Origin of the sequence: Acetobacter estunensis (assembly GCF_019083805.1) — a bacterium.
Taxonomy (GTDB): domain Bacteria; phylum Pseudomonadota; class Alphaproteobacteria; order Acetobacterales; family Acetobacteraceae; genus Acetobacter; species Acetobacter estunensis_A.
In genome coordinates this window covers 1-17,256 of the sequence record NZ_JAHRDV010000021.1, presented here as the reverse complement: position 1 = coordinate 17,256, position 17,256 = coordinate 1, and the positions used below count along the sequence as shown (strand labels likewise).

Below are 17,256 nucleotides of genomic sequence, written 5' to 3'. Positions count from 1 at the left end.
CGGCATCGTTTCGAGGAGGCTGTGGACATGCTGCTTCACAGGCTGTGTGCACCGTGATGGGCGACCGTTTCTATCGCCGTCTCTTTCGCAATGCCGCTGGTGGTGAAAAATATGTGCGACGCTCAGAGGGGGAATTTCATTTCCCACGCAAGAATTTTGTTCGCATGGGAAATAAAATCCGCCTGTGCGGTCAATCTTCAATCACGGCTTTTCAGAAATGCTTGATAATATTCATCTGCCATCTTTCGCAGGGAGCGACCGATGGAGATGTAGTTATATTCATCGAGATTTGCGAGAGAGGCACGGGCGGCAGGGTGTTTCACGCCAAAGCCTTCGCCCGGTAGCAGGATGACGCCGGTTTCATCGGCTATGCGGAACAGGATCTCGCTGGTGCTGGAGCGTTCGGCCACCCATTCGGCGAATTCGTTGCCGTAGAGAGAGCGGCAGATGCTCTTGAGATCGAGCATTGTGTAGTAATGGACGGCGTTTGCATCTTCGTGCGGTTCCACGCCAAGCGCTTTGTAAAGCGTGGCTTCGCGGCGGCGGATGATGTTCTTGACGGTCTGTTTGTAGTGGTCGCCTTCGTCCATCAGGCAGAACAGCGCGAACATGACCATCTGCACCTGTTGTGGTGTTGAGAGACCGGCGGTGTGGTTGAGTGCCACGAGGCGACTGTCGGCCACGATACGGTCGATGAATTTCAGGTTGTTCGGATCGGTGGTCAGGCTGGAGTAGCGCTCAGTCAGTTCTGCCGTGAGCGGAGCAGGAAGTTTGCGGATCAGTCCGTCGATGGCGTTGTCTTTGTGTATGCCGATCACGCCCAGTCGCCAGCCGGTTGCGCCGAAATACTTGGAGAAGGAATAAACGAGGATCGTATTGTGTGGGCAGACGGCAAACAGGGAGCGGAAATTGTCGGCAAACGTGCCGTAGACGTCATCGGTGATGATGATGAGATCCTGACGTTCTTCCTGCACGATGCGGGCTATCTCCTGCATGGAGGCGTCGTCCATCTTTACCGATGTGGGGTTGCTCGGATTGACGCAAAAGAAGATGCGCACGCTGGGATCGCGCAGTTTGTCGAGTTCGGATTTGGGATATTGCCAGTCCTGATGAGGGTCTGCATGGATGGCGACCTGCTCAAGCTCGAACTCCTTGAGATGCGGAATCTCGATATAGGGCGAGAAGATCGGCATACCGAGCGCAACTTTGTCGCCCTTTTTCAGAAGGCCGTTTTCCTTGAGCGAGTTGAAGATGTAGGCCATGCCGGCCGCGCCACCTTCCACCCCGAAGAAATCGACGTCGTCACGGGCGAGTGTGTCGCCGGTCATTTCCTTGAGTACATAGTGTCCGGTCACCTGTTCGCTCAGCGGCAGCATGCGCGGAGGCGTTGGGTAGTGGCAGCCGAGGATGCCTTCGGCCATTTCGTGCAGGAATTTGTCAGCGGGCAGGCCCATCTGGTCGCGCACATAGCTCAGGGCGCGGGCGAGGAACCGTGTGCCGTTATGGCCGCGTCGTTCTGCGAGAAAGCGGTCGAAGCGATCTTCGATTCCTTCGATGCGTGCCAGTCCTCCGACCCCGGCGCTCATGTAGGAGAAGGAACGTTCGGACTCCGCGAGGGCGAACTGACCGAAATGGAAGAAAGCGGAGCGAGGCAAGGTGGCGAGGAAATTGGGGTTGCCGCGACCGGCGTTGAGCATGAGACGGCCCGATTTGCGGGTGGCCATGCGGATGAGTTTGTCCTTCAGTTCGAAAGGACTGAGATTCTTGAGCCGCCTGAAATCAGCAACCACGAGACCATTCCTTCTGATCCGGTATCGGCAGAAGGTTTATGGCTAACACATTTCTGCACTCAGAGCAGAGTTGGGTAGGCAGGAGAAAAGGACGGTTACGCCTTCACGTCTGCGGGAGAAAGGCAGGTGGATTTTTCATCGCTTTTCAGCCGTAGGACGGAGGTGGCTGGAGCCTGAAATTCCCACATGACGCCGTCTTTTTTCAGATCGTAGTGGACCTTTCCGCCGCGCAGAGTGCGGGGATTATGTTCGATGACGATCGAACCGAAGCCGCGGCGTGCGGGGGGTATGACGCTGGGGCCTCCGGTTTCGGTCCAGCGCAGGAAGAAAGTTTCTTTGTCGGACGTGTCTGTAATGCCCCATTCGATGGTGACGGTTCCGCTGAGGGTGGAGAGGGCACCGTATTTGATGGCGTTGGTGGTCAGTTCGTGGATGGCGAGGCCCAGACGTTCGGCGGCATCGGGCAGGAGGCGAAGGGTGGGATCTCCCCGAAAGACGGTCTGATGACCGGCACTGTCGCCCGAGACGGCGGTCTGGGTCATCAGCAGGTCGGAGATGGAGGCGCCTATCCATGCGCCCTGAAGCAGGATGTCCTGACTGCGGGAAATGGAGCAGACGCGCCGTGTGAGGGTTTCCACGAACGGCTCGTCCGGGTTGGGGACGGAGCGGCGGATGAGCGCCTGAATCACAGTCAGGAGGTTGCGTGAGCGGTGATTGAGTTCGTGCAGGAGAATGTCGATCTGGCGACGATTTTCGTGGGCCAGTGTTACGTCGCGTGAGACGCAGAGGATGGAGCGCACACTGCCATCGGCCGACGTGATGGGGGTAAGCATGTTGTCCCAGTAGCGTGGTTGTTCGCCCGGCACGCGGCTTTCGCCGGGGAAGCGGACGTTTTCACCTTGTGCTGCAGTGTCCAGGGCTTCCTGCCCATCGGGGTGAACCTCGGGTGGGAGGAGCGGCAGCCATTTCATGCCGAAGCCGCTGTCGGGATCGACGTTGAGCGCTTCGCATCCCGCGCGGTTCATGTGGACGAGGGCGCCCTGTGCGTCGATGACCTTGATGCAGTCCGGACTGGCATCGAGCATGTGAGAGATCAGTGCGACGCGTTTCTCGTGCCCGATTTCCCGCTGTTTGCGGGTGTGGATGTCGGTCAGGATATTGAGCCAGAACTGGATGTCGCCCTGTTCATCGTGGTCGGGGACAATGCGCAGGAGGAACCAGCGCGGTGACTGTCCCGGTGCGCGCAGGCGCAGATCGGTTTCGGTGGACTGACGGGTGGCGTGGGCTTTTTTCAGCGTGCGCAGGACGTGAAGCCGGTCTTCCGGTGCTACGCTGCGGAGCCATTCAGCATTCTCCGACAGGCCGAGGTGGCGCGCGGTGCGCCATGCCCTATTGCTCCAGTGAGCGTGACCGTCCGCGCTGGTGACGCAGATGAGGTCGGGCATCAGGTCGAGGGTGAAGGTGGACAGTCCGGCCAAGGGTGTGGCGTGTGCGTGAGGAAGGCCGTTTGTGGCGCGCACTGTCTCCTGAGTGGCAGAGAAATGGGACACGTTCGACCTCCTCGCGCTGCTGACCCATCAAATTAGAGATGAATCTCTAATTTGAGATTTACCGGGCGGCGGTGGGACAGAACAAGGAGAAGGGAATGGTTCTCCGTGTCTGTCTCACCTGCAACGCGCCACCGGGTGTCAATGTTCCGTCGGCGTGTCCGCGAGCGTGTAGGCCACGATGTAGTCTCCCAGCTTCGTGCCGAACGAACCATGGCCGCCATCGGCGGTCAGCACGTATTGTTTGCCATTTGCCTCATACGTCATGGGTGTGGACTGGCCACCAGCGGGGAGGCGGTCCTGCCACAGTTGCGCACCGGTGGTGACGTCATAGGCGCGGATATAGGCGTCGGCGGTGGAGGTCAGGAACGCCACGCCGCCCGCCGTGACGATGGGGCCGCCGAGGGAGGGAATGCCGACCTTGAAGCCGATCGGTAACGGAGAGTTGTCACGGGTTGTGCCATTACGGTGCATCCACATGATGCGGTTGGTCTTCAGGTCGATGCCCGCGACATAGCCCCAGCCGGGCTGTTTGCAGGGAATGCCCAGCGGCGAGAGGAAGGCGTGCAGGTCCACGCCGTACGGCGTGCCGTATTGTGGCTGCACGCCGCTCTCCGAGCCGGACGGGCCGGCGGCGTCAGGCGAGGCAGGATTGTTCGGGCCGCGCGGAATGAGCGTGGAGACGAACGGGATGGCGATGGGGTTAGCAAACGCTACCTGTCGCACGGGATCGACGGCGAGACCGCCCCATTCGAACATGCCGAGATTGCCGGGGAAGACGAGCGTGCCTTGTAGGGAAGGTGGTGTGAACGGTCCCTCATAGCGCAGCGATTTGAACATGATGCGGCAGACCAGTTGGTCGAGCATGGTCGCCCCCCACATGTCCGCGTCCGTCAGCTTGTTCTTGGGACGGAAGGTGAGGGCCGAGAAAGGTTGTGTGGGAGAGAGGTGATCACCCGGGGCGGCACCCTGTGGCACGGGCGTTTCGGGAGCCGGGACGACAAGTTGTCCGTTACGACGGTCCAGCACGAAGATGTTGCCGGTCTTGGCGGGGGCGTAGAGCACGGGGATGACGGTGCCGTCGGGACGGTGAATGTCCACAAGACTGGGCTGGGCGGGGATGTCCATGTCCCACAGATCGTGATGGACGGTCTGATAGAACCAGACTTTCCGGCCGGTGTTGGCATCGAGCGCGAGGATGCCGGAGGCGTAGCGCTCCTGATCCGGTGTGCGGTGACCGCCCCAGATGTCGGGGGTGGCGACGCCGGTGGGAATGTAGATCAGGCCCAGCTTGCGATCATAGGACGAAGTGATCCACGAGTTGGGGGAGTTGGCCACGAAGTGATGGGTGGCGGAGGGCATCTCGTTCGGGTCGGGATTGCCGGGATCGAAGGCCCAGACAAGCTGGCCGGTGCGGAGGTCGTAGGCGCGGGTGACGCCGGAGGGCTCGTGCGTGGAGTAGTTGTCGGTCACGGCGCCGGAGATGATGACGACCTTGTCGGTGACGACGGGCGGCGAAGTGGGTTCGTAGAAGCCGGGCGTGCGCATGGGCATGCCCTCGGTGAGGTCGATCGCGCCATTGCGACCGAAGCCGGTACAGAGCTGGCCGTTCGCGGCGTTCAGCGCGATGAGGCGGCCATCATTTGTGGGCAGGAAGATGCGTTCGGCGCAGTCATCCGCGGCGGGTGTGTCCATGGGAGGCGTTGCGGCCCACGACACACCGCGACAGGTCATATGCTGGAAGGTGGCGTTGTAGGTGATCTTGGGATCGAACACCCAGTGTTGCTTTCCGGTCGCGGCGTCGAGCGCGAAGACAAGCTGGTGAGGCGAGCAGAGATAGACGGTGTCGTGGATCTTGATGGGGGTGACTTCATCGGTGATCTCGACGGGATCGTCGGCGCGTTTGAGGTCGTGGGTGCGGAAGGTCCACGCGACCTTGAGCTGCTTCACATTGGCGGGCGTGATCTGTGCGAGTGGGGAGTAGCGGTCTCCGAACTGGGTGCCGCCGTAAGCGCTCCAGTCCTCAGGAGGCTTTTCGTTGGCATCGGCGGGAGTGACGGAAGCGGTGGCCTGGGTCAGGGAGCCGGCGCGGTCCTGTGGATCCTGCGTCAGAGCATAGCCGAACACAGCGATGCCAGCGACGATGCTGGCGGCGAGAGGCGCGCGGGCGCGGGATGCTTTGGACCCGAGATCGCGGGTGACGAAGGGGAGCAGGAGCCACAGGCCGAGCGGCAGGATGATGTCGCCCCGTGGTGCGAGCGTCCAGAAGTCGAAGCCGGCTTCCGTAACGGCCCAGATGAGTGTGGCGACGACAAGAGCGGCGTAGAGCCACCATGCCGCAGGGTTGCGCTTCCACAGCAGGACGGCGACCACAAGCAGTGCGAGGCCGCAGGGTGCGTAAAACAGCGAACCGCCGAGGGTGGCCAGCCACGTTCCGGCGCCGGCAAGGATCAGCCCAAGTGCGCCGGTTGCGAGTGCTGTTGCCGTCAGAATGAAACCGGGCCTGCGAGCCGCTCTTGTCGTCATGAATTGATGGACCTGCATGTGAGTAATGTGGGGTGGAAGAAAGTGGATTGGTCATGCGGTGTCAATGGTGAGGCATCGCTGGGCGGGGTGTGAAGTGTAAAATCTCTGTTCGTTTCAATGAGGAGATGGAATTTTACCTGAAGTCTTGCATTTTGTTTCGTATTATTCAGAGGATGTTTTTGTTTCTGTTAACTCTGACGATGTTTGGAAAATTTTCTGCCGTTCATGTCGGGTGCGGGATACAGCTCGTGTGATGGATGTATCGACTTCGGGATGGAACCGTGTCTTTTTGTCGGCGCGTCGGATGCGTGTCCGGCGTTTCCTTTTTGGCCCCTGCACGGCATAGCCGGATGGAGAGCATGTCCTTTCAGCTTGATGTTCCAAGAGCGTCCGATGCTCAGCTTGCCGCTCTGTTCCACAACATCATGGTGGACGACGAGATCGATCTGTCTGTCTTGTGTCCGGATGACGTTTCGCCCCGCTGCACGGAAGAGGAATTGCAGGCGTGCTATCGTCTCTGTTGGCAGTTGCTTGAGCGGGGCGTGGATATGAACGCCTTTCGCCGTCTGATCGTCCGTATTGCGCTCACGCGGTCTCCCGATGCAGAGGAACGCGCTGCTTTCAAGAAGGTTCGGGCGCGCTTCAAGCATATGCGTTTTGCCTGCTCCAATTTCGATCGCCGCCATCGTTACCCCCGGCAGCTTCACTTCATTACCAGCCTCATGGGGTTCTTGCAGGACGCTTTCAAAAACGGGCAGCAGCTTCGGACTGTCTGGCTGGCCGTTGTGCTTCGACTGGCTCTCACGAGAGGGCCTTTTGCCATGATCCGGCATCGTCTGGCGGCTTTCCAACCGACCACGCCGGACGAGTTCATGACGTTCCAGAAAGCCGAGACTGGAAAGCTGGCGGCGGCTTTGGAGGGTGGAAAGCCGATTACGGGGCGACAGTTTCATGCCTTGCGCAAGATCATCAGTCGCCGGACGGCGTTTGTGGATACGCTGCGTGTCGTCCGTCCGTCCGTGAAACTGAATGCGTTGTCGCTTTATCTCGCCACCATCAACGGGCTGATGGGGGACATGCATGACGAGCTTATCCTCAAACAGGTGCGGGGCGAGTGGGATTATCATGAGGGGCTCTTTGCTCTGCCCGATGAAATTTCCAGTCGTCTGCGGATGCTGGTTAGCCGTTCCGTGTGATTGTGTCTCCCTTGCGGGAGGCCTTGACGGTGAGGCATCGTGAAGATGCCCGGTCGTCGATTGTGGCGGGCGGTCGTGAGGACGAAAGATGATGCGTTCGCGAGTTCTGTCAGCCTGTTTCGGGCTTGCCATGATGGCGTGTACCAGCGTGGCGGTTCCTTCTTCTTTCACGGTGATGGGTGTGGCCCACGCGGCGCCAGCGTGCCGCGATGCGAAGGGGAAATTCACGAAATGTTCGCCGCCCCGTCCTCCGCGTTGTCGGGATGAGCGCGGCAAGTTCACGCGGTGCAAGTGATCGCAGGCGTATGAAGCGGGGTTGTATCGTCGGGTTGTTGGCGCTGGTGGCGAGTGGGGTTGCCTTCCCATTTGCGGCGGAGGCGGCCGATGCCGGGCGGTACCCCCTTATGCCGTTTCCTTCTTCTGTAACGTGGAAGGGGGAGACGGCAGCGCCCTGTGCCCGGGTTGAGGTGACATGGGCCACCGCACCGACGCCGTTACTTCGGCGTGCAGCGGCGCGGTTTGGTCATCGGGTCAGCGCTCTTGCAAAAGGTGGGGCGGTCTGTTCGCTCTCGGTGCGGTATGCGCCGGATGCCGGATGGCTGACAGTGGCCGCGCGCGAGCACTATCGACTTGAGGTGACAGGACGGCACGCGACGTTGGAAGCCGATGGAGCGGCGGGTGTGCTGCGTGGGCTGGCGACGGTTCTTCAGTTTCGCGCATCTTCGGGTGGGGGACTGGAGTTTCCTGAGGCTGTGTTCGACGATGCACCGCGTTTTGCGTGGCGGGGTATTGTCATCGACCCTGTGCGGCATTTCCTGTCGGTGACAGCCATTGAGCGTCAGTTGGACGTGATGGAACTGGCCAAGCTGAATGTGCTGCATCTGCATCTGAGCGACGGCACGGCGTTTCGTGTGGAAAGCCGTCGTTTTCCCCGGTTGCAGCAGGTGGCGTCGCACGGCCGGTATTTCACACAGGCTGATATCCGGTATCTTGTTGCTTTTGCCGCGGATCGGGGTATTCGCGTGGTGCCGGAGTTCGATGTGCCGGGGCATGCGCGCGCCATTTTGGAGGCTTATCCCGAGCTGGCGGCGCGGCCGGAGACGGTAGCGACAGGCAATCCGAACAATCCGGCATTGGACGTGACTAATCCGCGCACGCTGGCTTTTGTGAAAACGCTTTTTGCCGAGATGGTGCCGCTTTTTCCCGATGCTTACTTCCATGCGGGTGGAGATGAGGTGGTGGCGTCGCAGTGGACCGGATCGCCCCGGATTGCGGCATGGATGCAGACGCACGGATACCGGGATGCCGCGGCATTACAGGCGGTTTTCACCGAACAGGTGCGACAGGTGCTTACCTCTCTGGACCGTACGATGATTGGGTGGGATGAGGTGATGACGGCACCGGTGCCCCGGTCGGTGGCCGTGGAGGTCTGGCGAGCCTCGAAATGGACGGCCGAGGCTACGACGAGAGGACATCCGACAATTGTCGCGGCTGGCTATTATCTCGATCTTCTGCGTCCGGCGCGACAATCTTATGAAGTGGATCCGTTGGATGTGAAGGCCGAGGGTATGTCGGCAGCGGAACTGGCGGCGGCGCAGCGCAAGCATTTTCCGCATGCGGAGGCGTTTGCCATGGACCCGCAGGCGCGTGCGCTCGATGCGGAGCAGGAGCGTCATGTTCTCGGTGGGGAAATGCCGTTATGGACGGAAGAAGTGTCCGAACCCATGCTGGACGGGCGGTTGTGGCCGCGTGCGGTAGCGATTGCCGAGCGGCTGTGGTCTCCGGCGTCCGTGCGGGATGTGACGGACATGGAGCGGCGTCTTCCTCTGGTGGAGAATGAACTGGAGCGGCTGGGACTCAGGACTCAGCACGAGCGGACGGCGATGATGGCTGATCTGGCGGGAGCGGATGTGGAGCCGGTTCGCACGTTGCTCGACGTAACAAGCCCTATTCGGAATTATGGTATCAACCGAATGGCCAAGACTGCGGGTGAGGCTCTGCTGACATGGCCGGTGGCGATTGCGGTTCCTGATAATGTGGCCGCACTCCATTTCAATGCGCTGGCGTTGGCTTATGCGCGTGGAGAGCGCTCGGTGCGCCCGGAACTGGAAGCGATGCTGGTGAAATGGGCGGCCAACGATGCGGCTTTTGCATCGGTGGCGGAGCGTTCACAGGCTTTGATGGATGTTCGTCCGATTTCACGGCAGTTGTCACAACTGGCGAGTGTTTCTCTCAGAGCATTGCGTGAAGAGAATGATGCGGGCTGGCGGATGGATGCGGAGCGGCTGTTGGCCGAACAGGCCGAGGCCTTGGCGTCCTGTTCGTGGAACGTATTGCCCGGTCCGGGCGTGCCGCCGGCTGGTGGGCTGTTGATCGATATCGTTCCGGGCGTACGGGCGCTTGTGCAGGGTGTGCGATAGCGTCAGGGGTGTGCGGCGACTTCTCCACGGCCACAGAAAGCGTCTTCGGTGAACAGGGCGTCGGCAATATCCGGTGACAGTAGGAGAGCGCCTTTTTTGAAAGCCTTGAGAGGCGTGAGCGCGGCTGTGGGACCGTGCGTGAGAGCCGGGAGAATATGCGGTCCGTAACTGTCGAGCAGATCCGTGAGGAAGGATTCCGCGCCGTCGATGATGCGCGCCAGGATGGGGAAATGGTGCTGACTGAAGCCTTTCGGGCCCGTCAGAGGCGCAGGGGGCGTGCGTGTTGTATTGTAGCCGATGGTCTGACCGCAGGGGCCGGTGAGGATCGATTCGAGAAAGATCGAGTGATCGACACGGAAGGTTGTGGCTTCTGTATCGGACGCCAGCAGTCCGAAGGCGAGGCCGCCTGTCTTTTCCACACGCCGGGTGCCGGGCTCGGCGGCCATGTAGAATCCTGTCAGTGGTTGGCCAAGGGCGGTCTGGATATGGCGCTGGATGGTGGCGCCATATCCCACGTCCACGACGCCGTGACGGTTGCCGTCATGTGCTTTCATTCCTTGCGCCGCGGCGAAAGACAGCAGTGCCTCGCGTGTGAGGACGGCCTGTCGCTCGATTTCTGGGCGTAGAAGGAGAGTGAGGCTGCGGGTGGTTGCGCGATCTTCGGGCAGGGCGATGGGAAGGTCGTGGAGAGAGTGATCGGGGGGTAGCACGAGACCCAGACGGGCTTCGAGCAGGGCGGCCATGGTGCCACGATAGCCATCACCGCTGCGGGCGAGGATGTCTGGATCGAAACGGACGGCCTGCGCTGCGCTTATGGCTACACGGCGCGAGATGGGGAAGACGCGGCCTTCGGGAAGGTCGGGCCGCCAGCGTTCACGCAGATGGGTGTAAAGCCGCTCAAGGAAGACGCCTTCGCGTGAGAGAAAATACAGCCGGTCCAGTGGCGTGAGAGCGGGATGGAGGGCGAGGCGTGCGAGGAAAGTTGTGAGCAGGGGACCGAGAAGGACGCGCCCGACCGTTTCAGGACAATCGAGCGTAATGGGCGAGGTGAGGTTGTCTGTGCGGGTTCCCGGTGTGGGCGGGAAGAGAAAAGGCGAGCCGAAGAGATCGGTGATGAGCGGCCCGAGGAGCAGATCTCCGGCGAGGCGATGCTGTTGCGCCAGTTGAGCAGAGGCGCCGGGTGGGGCGGCAAGACTGGCATGAACCAAGGGACCGAGCGGAGAGAGACGCAGTCGGTTGAGACCGGAGAGGACGTGCTGGTGGCGGATGCCGAGATCGGCGGTGCGCTGGATGTCGGCCTGTTCGTTGTCACCCACATGAAGAAGCGTTGTCGTGTCTTCCCGTGCCTTGAGGAGATCCCACATATCGCCTCGGTCTTTGCGCGCGAGGCGCTCGGAGGAGAGATAGATCTCGTCGATCAGCGGGGCGATGCCGGTGCGTTCCAGCACGGGATCGAGTTCGGCGCGGGTGAGATAGGTGTCGCTGACGAGCAGGGTGTGGCACCCGGCGTTGCGGGCTGTGCGGAGAGCGTCGATGACACGTGGACGGGGGCGCAGGATGGCCTGATCGATCCGGATTTCTTCGGTGCGGGCGAGATCGAGAGCTTCTCGGGGCCAGTCGGTGAGAGTGGCGAGGGCGGCGTGAATGTCGGCCAGAGTGACGTCATCGGTGTCGAATTTTGCCTTGCGGGCAAGATGCTCGGCCTTGCTGCGGAGCGTGACGAACTGCTGGCCCGGCGGGGAGAGCGCGGGAAACGTACGGGCGAGACGATCGGCCACGGTGTAGTGCACCGTATCGGAGGTGAGCGCGATGCGGGTAAGCAGCGTGTCGAACAGGTCGAAGGACACGGTTCGGGCCGTTCGGATTTCGGCATCGAGGGTGGAGGGGGTGATGCATTCGTAGAGGTCGAGGTTCTTGCGCCCGGTGCCGATGCGGATGAGACCGGCGCTGCGGTCGTATTCATCGATGCGGTGACCGGTCGCACGTGTAATGAGGCTCAGGCAGCGCTCGATGGCATGGGCCAGCGTGCCATCGGTCTGACCTTGTTCGGGGGGAAAATCCTCAGATGTCCAAGGAAGGTTCAGGAGTGGTGCGAGGGCGCTTGTGCGTGCCCAGAACATGCCGCCGGCGGGATAGTCAAAATAGCCTGCGGGCGGCGTGATGTTCAGGCGCTTGAGCAGGGGGACGGCCTGTGGAGCGTTGGTGAGCCACGTCCAGGCCCACCATGGCACGGCGGGGCCGGGAGCGGGCTGGAGGAGGCCGAGTGTGGGATCGTCCGTGAAGCAGCGGATGATGCCGGCGATTCCTTCTTGTGTAGGAAGGAGGTTGTCGAACAGGGTCGTGCGCCAGCCGTGTTGCTCTGTTCCGGTATAGAGCGATTTCTTGGTGTGCAGATGCAGCAGAAGGTCGTGACCGAGGATGGCGTTGCGAAAGAGCGAGAGCAGGGGGCCGAAATTGCGTCCCCGGTTGGGCGCTGTGCGTGTGAGGACAGTCGCGTTCAGTTCGGCATCTTGCAGAAGATGCTCGATGTGACGCTGTTTTTCGTCCGTATCCGTGCTGATGAGAAGGGTGGTACGGCAGGGGAAGCCGTGCAGGCGTAGCAGGATGTCGTGTTCGAAAACCTCCACATGATAGGCGTGGATGGCCACTGCGATGGAAGGGCAGGGGGTTGGCAGCGGCGTGAGGCGTGTGGGCGTGGTGGGGCCACGGTCATTGTGAAGGCCGCGATCTTCCACGCCTTCGGCGCTACGTCCTTCCGCGATGCCCTGTGTGAGATAGTGCAGGAGAGCGTTGTCGATGCCGGGAACGAGGTGCCAGCACAGGGTGAAGTAGCGGTCCGTGCAGAAGAGGGGGCCGGGATTGAGGTGGCGACGTGTGCCCTCGGTGAGGAAATGCGCCACGAGATCGGGCGTGTCACGTTCATGTTCGGGCAGACGGGCACGGTACCATGCGGCGTCGAACAGGCCGGAGTGGGTGATAAGGCTGTGTGGGTCCGTGCTCATGGCCTGATTTCTGTCATGCCGGGCGGAGCGGGGCAATCGCTCTCAACCGGCGTGACGGACGGCATGTCACCATACGAAGGCGGGGACCGTGGCGATGGGGGCGAGACCTGCGCCGTCGGCTTCTTCCTGCGCAAGTGCGGGGTCGTTGCCCAGTCCTTCGCCATGGATGCCGCCAAGTACCCAAAGGGCGTCGATGCCGGTCGTCTTGGCGCCCCGGATGTCGGTGGCGAGGGCGTCACCCACGGCGATGATCTTCTCGCGCGGCATGTCGAGGGTGGCGAAGACGGGTTCGTAGACGGGCGCGAAGGGTTTGCCGATCCAGTGGACGACGCCTCCCTTTTCCTCGTAGGTGCGGGCAAGGAGACCGGCACAGATGAGGCGCACACCACCGCGGATCACTTCCATGTCCGGGTTGGCGCAGACCATAGGCAGATCGCGCACGGCGCAGGCGGCCAGCGGCTCAAGGTAAGGTTCGATGTCGGTCTGACCGCGTTCCTGACTTGGTCCTGTGTTGAGAACGAAGGTGGCGTCCGCCGGGTTTCTCACGAGTTCGACGCCGAGTCCTTCGAACAGGGCGAGGTCATGCTGTCCTCCGATATGGAAGACGCGGGTGCCTAGATTCTTGGCCCATGGCCAGCGGTTTGCCGCCGAGTGCTGGCTGCTGTTGGCGAGAATCTGCCACGTTACTTCCCCGCTGGTGACGAGGCCGTCATACAGTTCGTCAGGAACGCCCATGGTGCGCAACTGGCGTCGGACGACATTGGCCGGGCGTGGAGCGTTGGAGAGCAGGACGATCTTCTTGTCCGCTTTCCGAAGGGCGGTGAGACATTCCAGCGCGCCGGGGAAGGGTTTCACGCCGTCGTGGACTGTGCCCCACAGGTCCACGATGAAGCCGTCATAACGGGGGGCGAGGGGCGCGACACCGCTGAGTACGTCCATGGGGCGGCGGGTGGTCACAGATCGGCTCCCTTCAGGTCTGCGATGGTCTCGATACCTTCCTCGCACAGAATGGTTTGCATTTCGCGTTTGAGGCGAGGCAACAGGGCCGGGCCATCATAGGCGAAGGCTGTATAGACTTGCACGAGATCTGCGCCTGCGCAGATGCGGGCGATGACGTCGGCTCCTGTCTCGATTCCACCGCAGCCGATGAGAGCGATGCGACCGTTCACGAGACGGGCGACGTCACGCAGAAGGCTGAGGGCGCGGCTTTTGAGCGGGCGGCCGGACAGGCCTCCCGCTTCGGACGCGAAACGGCTTTTCAGATCAGCCGGGCGGGCGAGAGTGGTGTTGCTGATGATGAGGCCCTGCGCGCCACCGGCGATGGCTGCTTCCACGATAGGGCCGATTTCGTCCTCGGACAGGTCCGGGGCCAGTTTGATGAGCAGCGGTGGTCGTGTGGCATGGGCGGCCGAGATGGCTCCGAGCAGTTCGGTCAGGCGCTCGGCGCCCTGAAGGGCACGCAGGCCGGGGGTATTGGGTGAGGACAGGTTGAGGACGATATAGTCCACATAGTGCTTCACGCGGCGGATGAGATCCGGGTAGTCGCGCTCGGGAACGGCGCCGACCTTGTTGATCCCGAGATTTGCACCGACCGGTACGCCCGGATGGAAGCCTTTTCCTCTGTGCAGGTGGGCGAGACGTACGGCGAAGCGGTCGATTCCCTGATTGTTGAAGCCCATACGGTTGATGACGGCGCGGTCTTCATCCAGCCGGAACAGGCGCGGTTGCGGGTTGCCGGGCTGCGGACGTGGGGTGACGGTTCCTGCTTCCACGAAACCGAACCCAAGGCGTGCGAGCGGACGTAGGACGCGGGCATCCTTGTCAAAACCTGCCGCCATGCCGATCGGATTGGGGAAACGCATGCCCAGCGTGCGCACGGCCAAGGCTGGATCATCCTTGGGGCGTGCGACCGGAATACCCACGCCCAGCGACAGGGCTTCGATGGCCAGACGATGGGCCTGTTCGGGGTCAAGTTTCCGCACGAGCGGCAGCAGGGAGGAGGTGATGTCTGTCATGGGGCGGATGCTGCCTCAATGCGTCCGGTCTGAAAAGGGGATTGGCTGTGTGGGTGTGGAATGAGGTCGGTGTCCCATTTGTCTTATCAAGTGGTTTATTTCAGGTATTCGATTGATGATGTGGATGGGGACACTTAACAAAAGGACATGATTGCACGAACTAATGTGCAATTCCCCATGAATTTACTTGAACGGGCGCGCGTTTGCACGAATGCACGCTGGTTCTTCATGTCCAGGTTGTCACATGGCAAAGAAATTTGATGAGCAAGAGCGCCTGCGCTGCATGGATGCACTACGTGTGTGCCAGAAGAAGCGTATGTCCATTCGGGAAATGGCGCGACATATTGGGGTCAGTCGCAGTTACATTCATCGTCTGACTGTACAGATGGGCGTATCATGCGGTGCGATGCATTCGGCCACCGAGAGACGCAAGGAAGCGGGTTGGGAGCCTCTGGCTCCCGGTAGCGCGATTTCCTGCGAAGCGATTGGGCTGAAGTCGTTCGGGTTCTCTTCGGCTTCGCGTTGAAACATCGTGTTCCCGGGTATCGGATTCGAAAATTTTGCCTCCCATGAAGAAGAAGCGTCGGCCCCTGACGGATTCCGAATTTGATTCCCTGTGTGAATGTGTCTCAGGAAATGGAAATATTTCTGAGTGTCTGCGGACAATTGGGGCGTCTTTGTCGTCTCTTTACTTCTATCTGAAGACAAATCCTGACGAAAAGGAACGGATCACGTTGGCGCGTGGTCTCTTTCATGACGATCTGACCTCATCGGTGCGGGATTTGGCTTTGTCGGGTGTGAAGAGTGTGTCCATTCGTAGAAAAAAGGGAGAAGGGAACGAGGAAATTGCGCCGAATGTGCCGTTGTTGCTGGCTGTTCTCAAAGAACACTCCAGTCGTCTGGCTCGCGATGAGAAGAACGATCTCGTGCGGGCGTTGAAGTCCACCGACCGTGGGCGAGGAGATGTCATGCGTGAGGAGATTCTGTCGGACGCGCCGCCGGGTCGGATCGATATTGGGAAAAAATGACGGCTGGACGAAAGAATACAAGGGTATCTCTGACCAATCCGCAGATGACGATCTATCAGGCGGGTTGGAAGGAGCAATCCCGTTTCCGTGTTGCGGTATGCGGCCGACGATTCGGGAAGACGTTTGAAACGACAGAAGAAATCAGGCGTGTGGTTCGTCTTGCAGTGGAGCGCCGGATCCCCGTCGATAACGAGATCTGGTATGCGGCGCCCACTTTTCGTCAGGCGCGGAAGATATTCTGGCCAAAACTGAAAAAGCTTTTCCCACCATCATGGTTGTGGACAAAGCCACGCGAGTCCGATCTGTCCATGGAGGTGGGACCATATCGACATGTGGTTCGTGTCGTGGATCTTGAAAATTATGATGCCTTACGAGGCTCGGGTCTGTTTTTCTTTGTGGGAGATGAGTGGGCGGATACGCGCCCGAGTGTGTGGAACGAGGTTATTCGACCTATGCTTTCGACGACACAGGGGCATGCGCTGTTCATTGGAACTCCAAAAGGGCGTGATCATTTTCATGAAATTTATGAAAAAGGTCAGGATGGACCGACCCATGAGCACGGATGGTGGTCATGCTCCTATACCACGATTGAAGGAGGGAATGTTTCTGAAGAGGAGATCGTCTCTGCACGCAGTTCACTAGACCCACGGCAGTTTCGTCAGGAGTATGAAGCATCTTTCGAAAGCTTCGCAGGTCAGTGCATTTACGCGTTTTCACGCGCTGGATCAGTCAGAGATCGAACCTATGATCCGGATAGTCCGGTTTTTATTGGGTTGGATTTCAACATTAATCCTATGTCTGCCACGGTCTGGCAGGAGCAGGTAACGCCAGAAGGAGAGACGATCACGTTTCAGATTGACGAGATTGTTCTTCCCACCTCCAACACGGATGAGATGGCGAAAGAGATTGTTGCGCGATACGGGAGCAGGGCATCGGATTTCTCGGGTAATGCCACCGTGCAGGCAGGACATATTTCGGTCTATCCCGATCCTTCCGGTGGATGTCGACGCACGTCTTCTGGTGGAAATACGGATATTTCCATTCTGAAGTCCTATGGATTGACGGTGGTAACCCGGCGAAAAGCACCTGCCGTAAGGGACCGGTTGAATTTTACAAATTCCATGTTCCTTACCTCATCGGGGAAGAGACGGGCATTTGTATCACCAAGGTGCACACAAAGCATCGAAAGCTATGAACGATACGCCTATCTCGTGAACTCTTCGGAGCCGGATAAAAGTGGAGGGTACGATCATCTGGTCGATGCGACCGGATACTACCTTTTCTTTCGTTTCGCATCCCAAGCCGTTGACGGCAGTCGTTTGAGATTTCTTGAGCGTTAGGCAATCTGAAAAGGTAGTAATCATTGGACTGGAAGGAATTGAAGCGGAGCATGATGTTCCCGCCCCGGTATTCTCACCGGACACGGGAACTTCTGGCTCTTGAGCGTGTTCTTGACGGTACGCTGTACGATCATATCCATCATCCGTTTTTCAGAAGTTGCGACACGGACGGTACTTATATTCCCATAAACAGACGGCGTCCCTCGGTCAGATCGAATCTGTGTAACGTTGTTGTGGATGATTCGGTCTCTCTTCTGTTTGGAGCGTCGCATTGGCCATCGGTCACGGTCCATGGAGCAGACGAACAGGCCAAAAACACGATCCGTCAGATTGTGAAAGCCATGAATTTGTCTTCTCTTATGGAGCAGGCAGCCGTCATGGGATCGGTTGGT

12 protein-coding genes and 1 pseudogene are annotated in these 17,256 nt (G+C 60.0%); 7 read left to right on the top strand and 6 right to left on the bottom strand.

The features are described from left to right. Positions 1 to 197: 197 nt before the first annotated feature. The 3 genes from KUA11_RS15830 to KUA11_RS15820 all read right to left on the bottom strand — a co-directional run bounded on the left by KUA11_RS15830 (position 198) and on the right by KUA11_RS15820 (position 5,863). Positions 198 to 1,790 (bottom strand): bifunctional aspartate transaminase/aspartate 4-decarboxylase, encoded by a 1,593-nt coding sequence (locus tag KUA11_RS15830; protein WP_217411888.1) that lies wholly within the window; start codon positions 1,788 to 1,790, stop codon positions 198 to 200. 95 nt (positions 1,791 to 1,885) lie between these two features. Beyond that, complete coding sequence (locus tag KUA11_RS15825; protein ID WP_217411886.1) at positions 1,886 to 3,340, bottom strand: sensor histidine kinase; 1,455 nt, start codon at positions 3,338 to 3,340, stop codon at positions 1,886 to 1,888. Positions 3,341 to 3,478: 138 nt separating this feature from the next. Continuing rightward, the gene (locus tag KUA11_RS15820; protein WP_217411884.1) at positions 3,479 to 5,863 is read right to left on the bottom strand and encodes a glucose/quinate/shikimate family membrane-bound PQQ-dependent dehydrogenase; all 2,385 of its coding nucleotides are present in this window, start codon (positions 5,861 to 5,863) and stop codon (positions 3,479 to 3,481) included. Positions 5,864 to 6,222: 359 nt separating this feature from the next. On the opposite strand from KUA11_RS15820, the gene KUA11_RS15815 reads away from it, so the two are divergent. The 3 genes from KUA11_RS15815 to KUA11_RS15805 all read left to right on the top strand — a co-directional run bounded on the left by KUA11_RS15815 (position 6,223) and on the right by KUA11_RS15805 (position 9,479). Beyond that, positions 6,223 to 7,059: a hypothetical protein gene (locus KUA11_RS15815; protein WP_217411882.1), complete on the top strand. Its 837-nt coding sequence runs from the start codon at positions 6,223 to 6,225 to the stop codon at positions 7,057 to 7,059. Between the two features lie 88 nt (positions 7,060 to 7,147). Further along, a complete protein-coding gene (locus tag KUA11_RS15810) occupies positions 7,148 to 7,354 on the top strand; it encodes a hypothetical protein (protein WP_217411914.1) in 207 nt (68 codons plus the stop codon). A 10-nt stretch (positions 7,355 to 7,364) separates the two neighbouring features. Continuing rightward, positions 7,365 to 9,479, top strand: coding sequence for a beta-N-acetylhexosaminidase (locus KUA11_RS15805; protein ID WP_254454985.1), 2,115 nt, complete (start codon positions 7,365 to 7,367; stop codon positions 9,477 to 9,479). A 2-nt stretch (positions 9,480 to 9,481) separates the two neighbouring features. Here KUA11_RS15805 and KUA11_RS15800 read toward each other — a convergent pair whose 3' ends face one another. The 3 genes from KUA11_RS15800 to KUA11_RS15790 all read right to left on the bottom strand — a co-directional run bounded on the left by KUA11_RS15800 (position 9,482) and on the right by KUA11_RS15790 (position 14,496). Continuing rightward, complete coding sequence (locus tag KUA11_RS15800; RefSeq protein ID WP_217411880.1) at positions 9,482 to 12,481, bottom strand: rhamnan synthesis F family protein; 3,000 nt, start codon at positions 12,479 to 12,481, stop codon at positions 9,482 to 9,484. A 66-nt stretch (positions 12,482 to 12,547) separates the two neighbouring features. Then, positions 12,548 to 13,420, bottom strand: coding sequence for a TIGR01459 family HAD-type hydrolase (locus tag KUA11_RS15795; RefSeq protein ID WP_217411907.1), 873 nt, complete (start codon positions 13,418 to 13,420; stop codon positions 12,548 to 12,550). 14 nt (positions 13,421 to 13,434) lie between these two features. Then, positions 13,435 to 14,496, bottom strand: coding sequence for a quinone-dependent dihydroorotate dehydrogenase (locus KUA11_RS15790; RefSeq protein ID WP_217411878.1), 1,062 nt, complete (start codon positions 14,494 to 14,496; stop codon positions 13,435 to 13,437). A 244-nt stretch (positions 14,497 to 14,740) separates the two neighbouring features. Here KUA11_RS15790 and KUA11_RS15785 point away from each other — a divergent pair, with 244 nt between their 5' ends. The 4 genes and pseudogenes from KUA11_RS15785 to KUA11_RS15770 all read left to right on the top strand — a co-directional run. Further along, positions 14,741 to 15,022, top strand: a complete 282-nt coding sequence (locus KUA11_RS15785) for a helix-turn-helix domain-containing protein (protein ID WP_217411876.1) — start codon at positions 14,741 to 14,743, stop codon at positions 15,020 to 15,022. 208 nt (positions 15,023 to 15,230) lie between these two features. Beyond that, complete coding sequence (locus tag KUA11_RS15780; protein WP_217411874.1) at positions 15,231 to 15,524, top strand: hypothetical protein; 294 nt, start codon at positions 15,231 to 15,233, stop codon at positions 15,522 to 15,524. Between the two features lie 44 nt (positions 15,525 to 15,568). After that, a complete protein-coding gene (locus tag KUA11_RS15775; protein WP_217411872.1) occupies positions 15,569 to 16,864 on the top strand; it encodes a hypothetical protein in 1,296 nt (431 codons plus the stop codon). A gap of 50 nt (positions 16,865 to 16,914) precedes the next feature. After that, a pseudogene (locus tag KUA11_RS15770) lies at positions 16,915 to 17,256 on the top strand (portal protein); the annotation flags it as partial.

Excerpts from the sequence above, each read along its gene's own strand:
- KUA11_RS15810 (WP_217411914.1), top strand. The coding sequence starts at position 7,148 with ATGATGCGTTCGCGAGTTCTGTCAGCCTGTTTCGGGCTTGCCATGATG.
- KUA11_RS15790 (WP_217411878.1), bottom strand. The coding sequence starts at position 14,496 with ATGACAGACATCACCTCCTCCCTGCTGCCGCTCGTGCGGAAACTTGAC.
- KUA11_RS15775 (WP_217411872.1), top strand. The coding sequence starts at position 15,569 with ATGACGATCTATCAGGCGGGTTGGAAGGAGCAATCCCGTTTCCGTGTT.
- KUA11_RS15815 (WP_217411882.1), top strand. The coding sequence starts at position 6,223 with ATGTCCTTTCAGCTTGATGTTCCAAGAGCGTCCGATGCTCAGCTTGCC.
- KUA11_RS15805 (WP_254454985.1), top strand. The coding sequence starts at position 7,365 with ATGAAGCGGGGTTGTATCGTCGGGTTGTTGGCGCTGGTGGCGAGTGGG.
- KUA11_RS15820 (WP_217411884.1), bottom strand. The coding sequence starts at position 5,863 with ATGACGACAAGAGCGGCTCGCAGGCCCGGTTTCATTCTGACGGCAACA.
- KUA11_RS15800 (WP_217411880.1), bottom strand. The coding sequence starts at position 12,481 with ATGAGCACGGACCCACACAGCCTTATCACCCACTCCGGCCTGTTCGAC.
- KUA11_RS15785 (WP_217411876.1), top strand. The coding sequence starts at position 14,741 with ATGGCAAAGAAATTTGATGAGCAAGAGCGCCTGCGCTGCATGGATGCA.
- KUA11_RS15795 (WP_217411907.1), bottom strand. The coding sequence starts at position 13,420 with ATGGACGTACTCAGCGGTGTCGCGCCCCTCGCCCCCCGTTATGACGGC.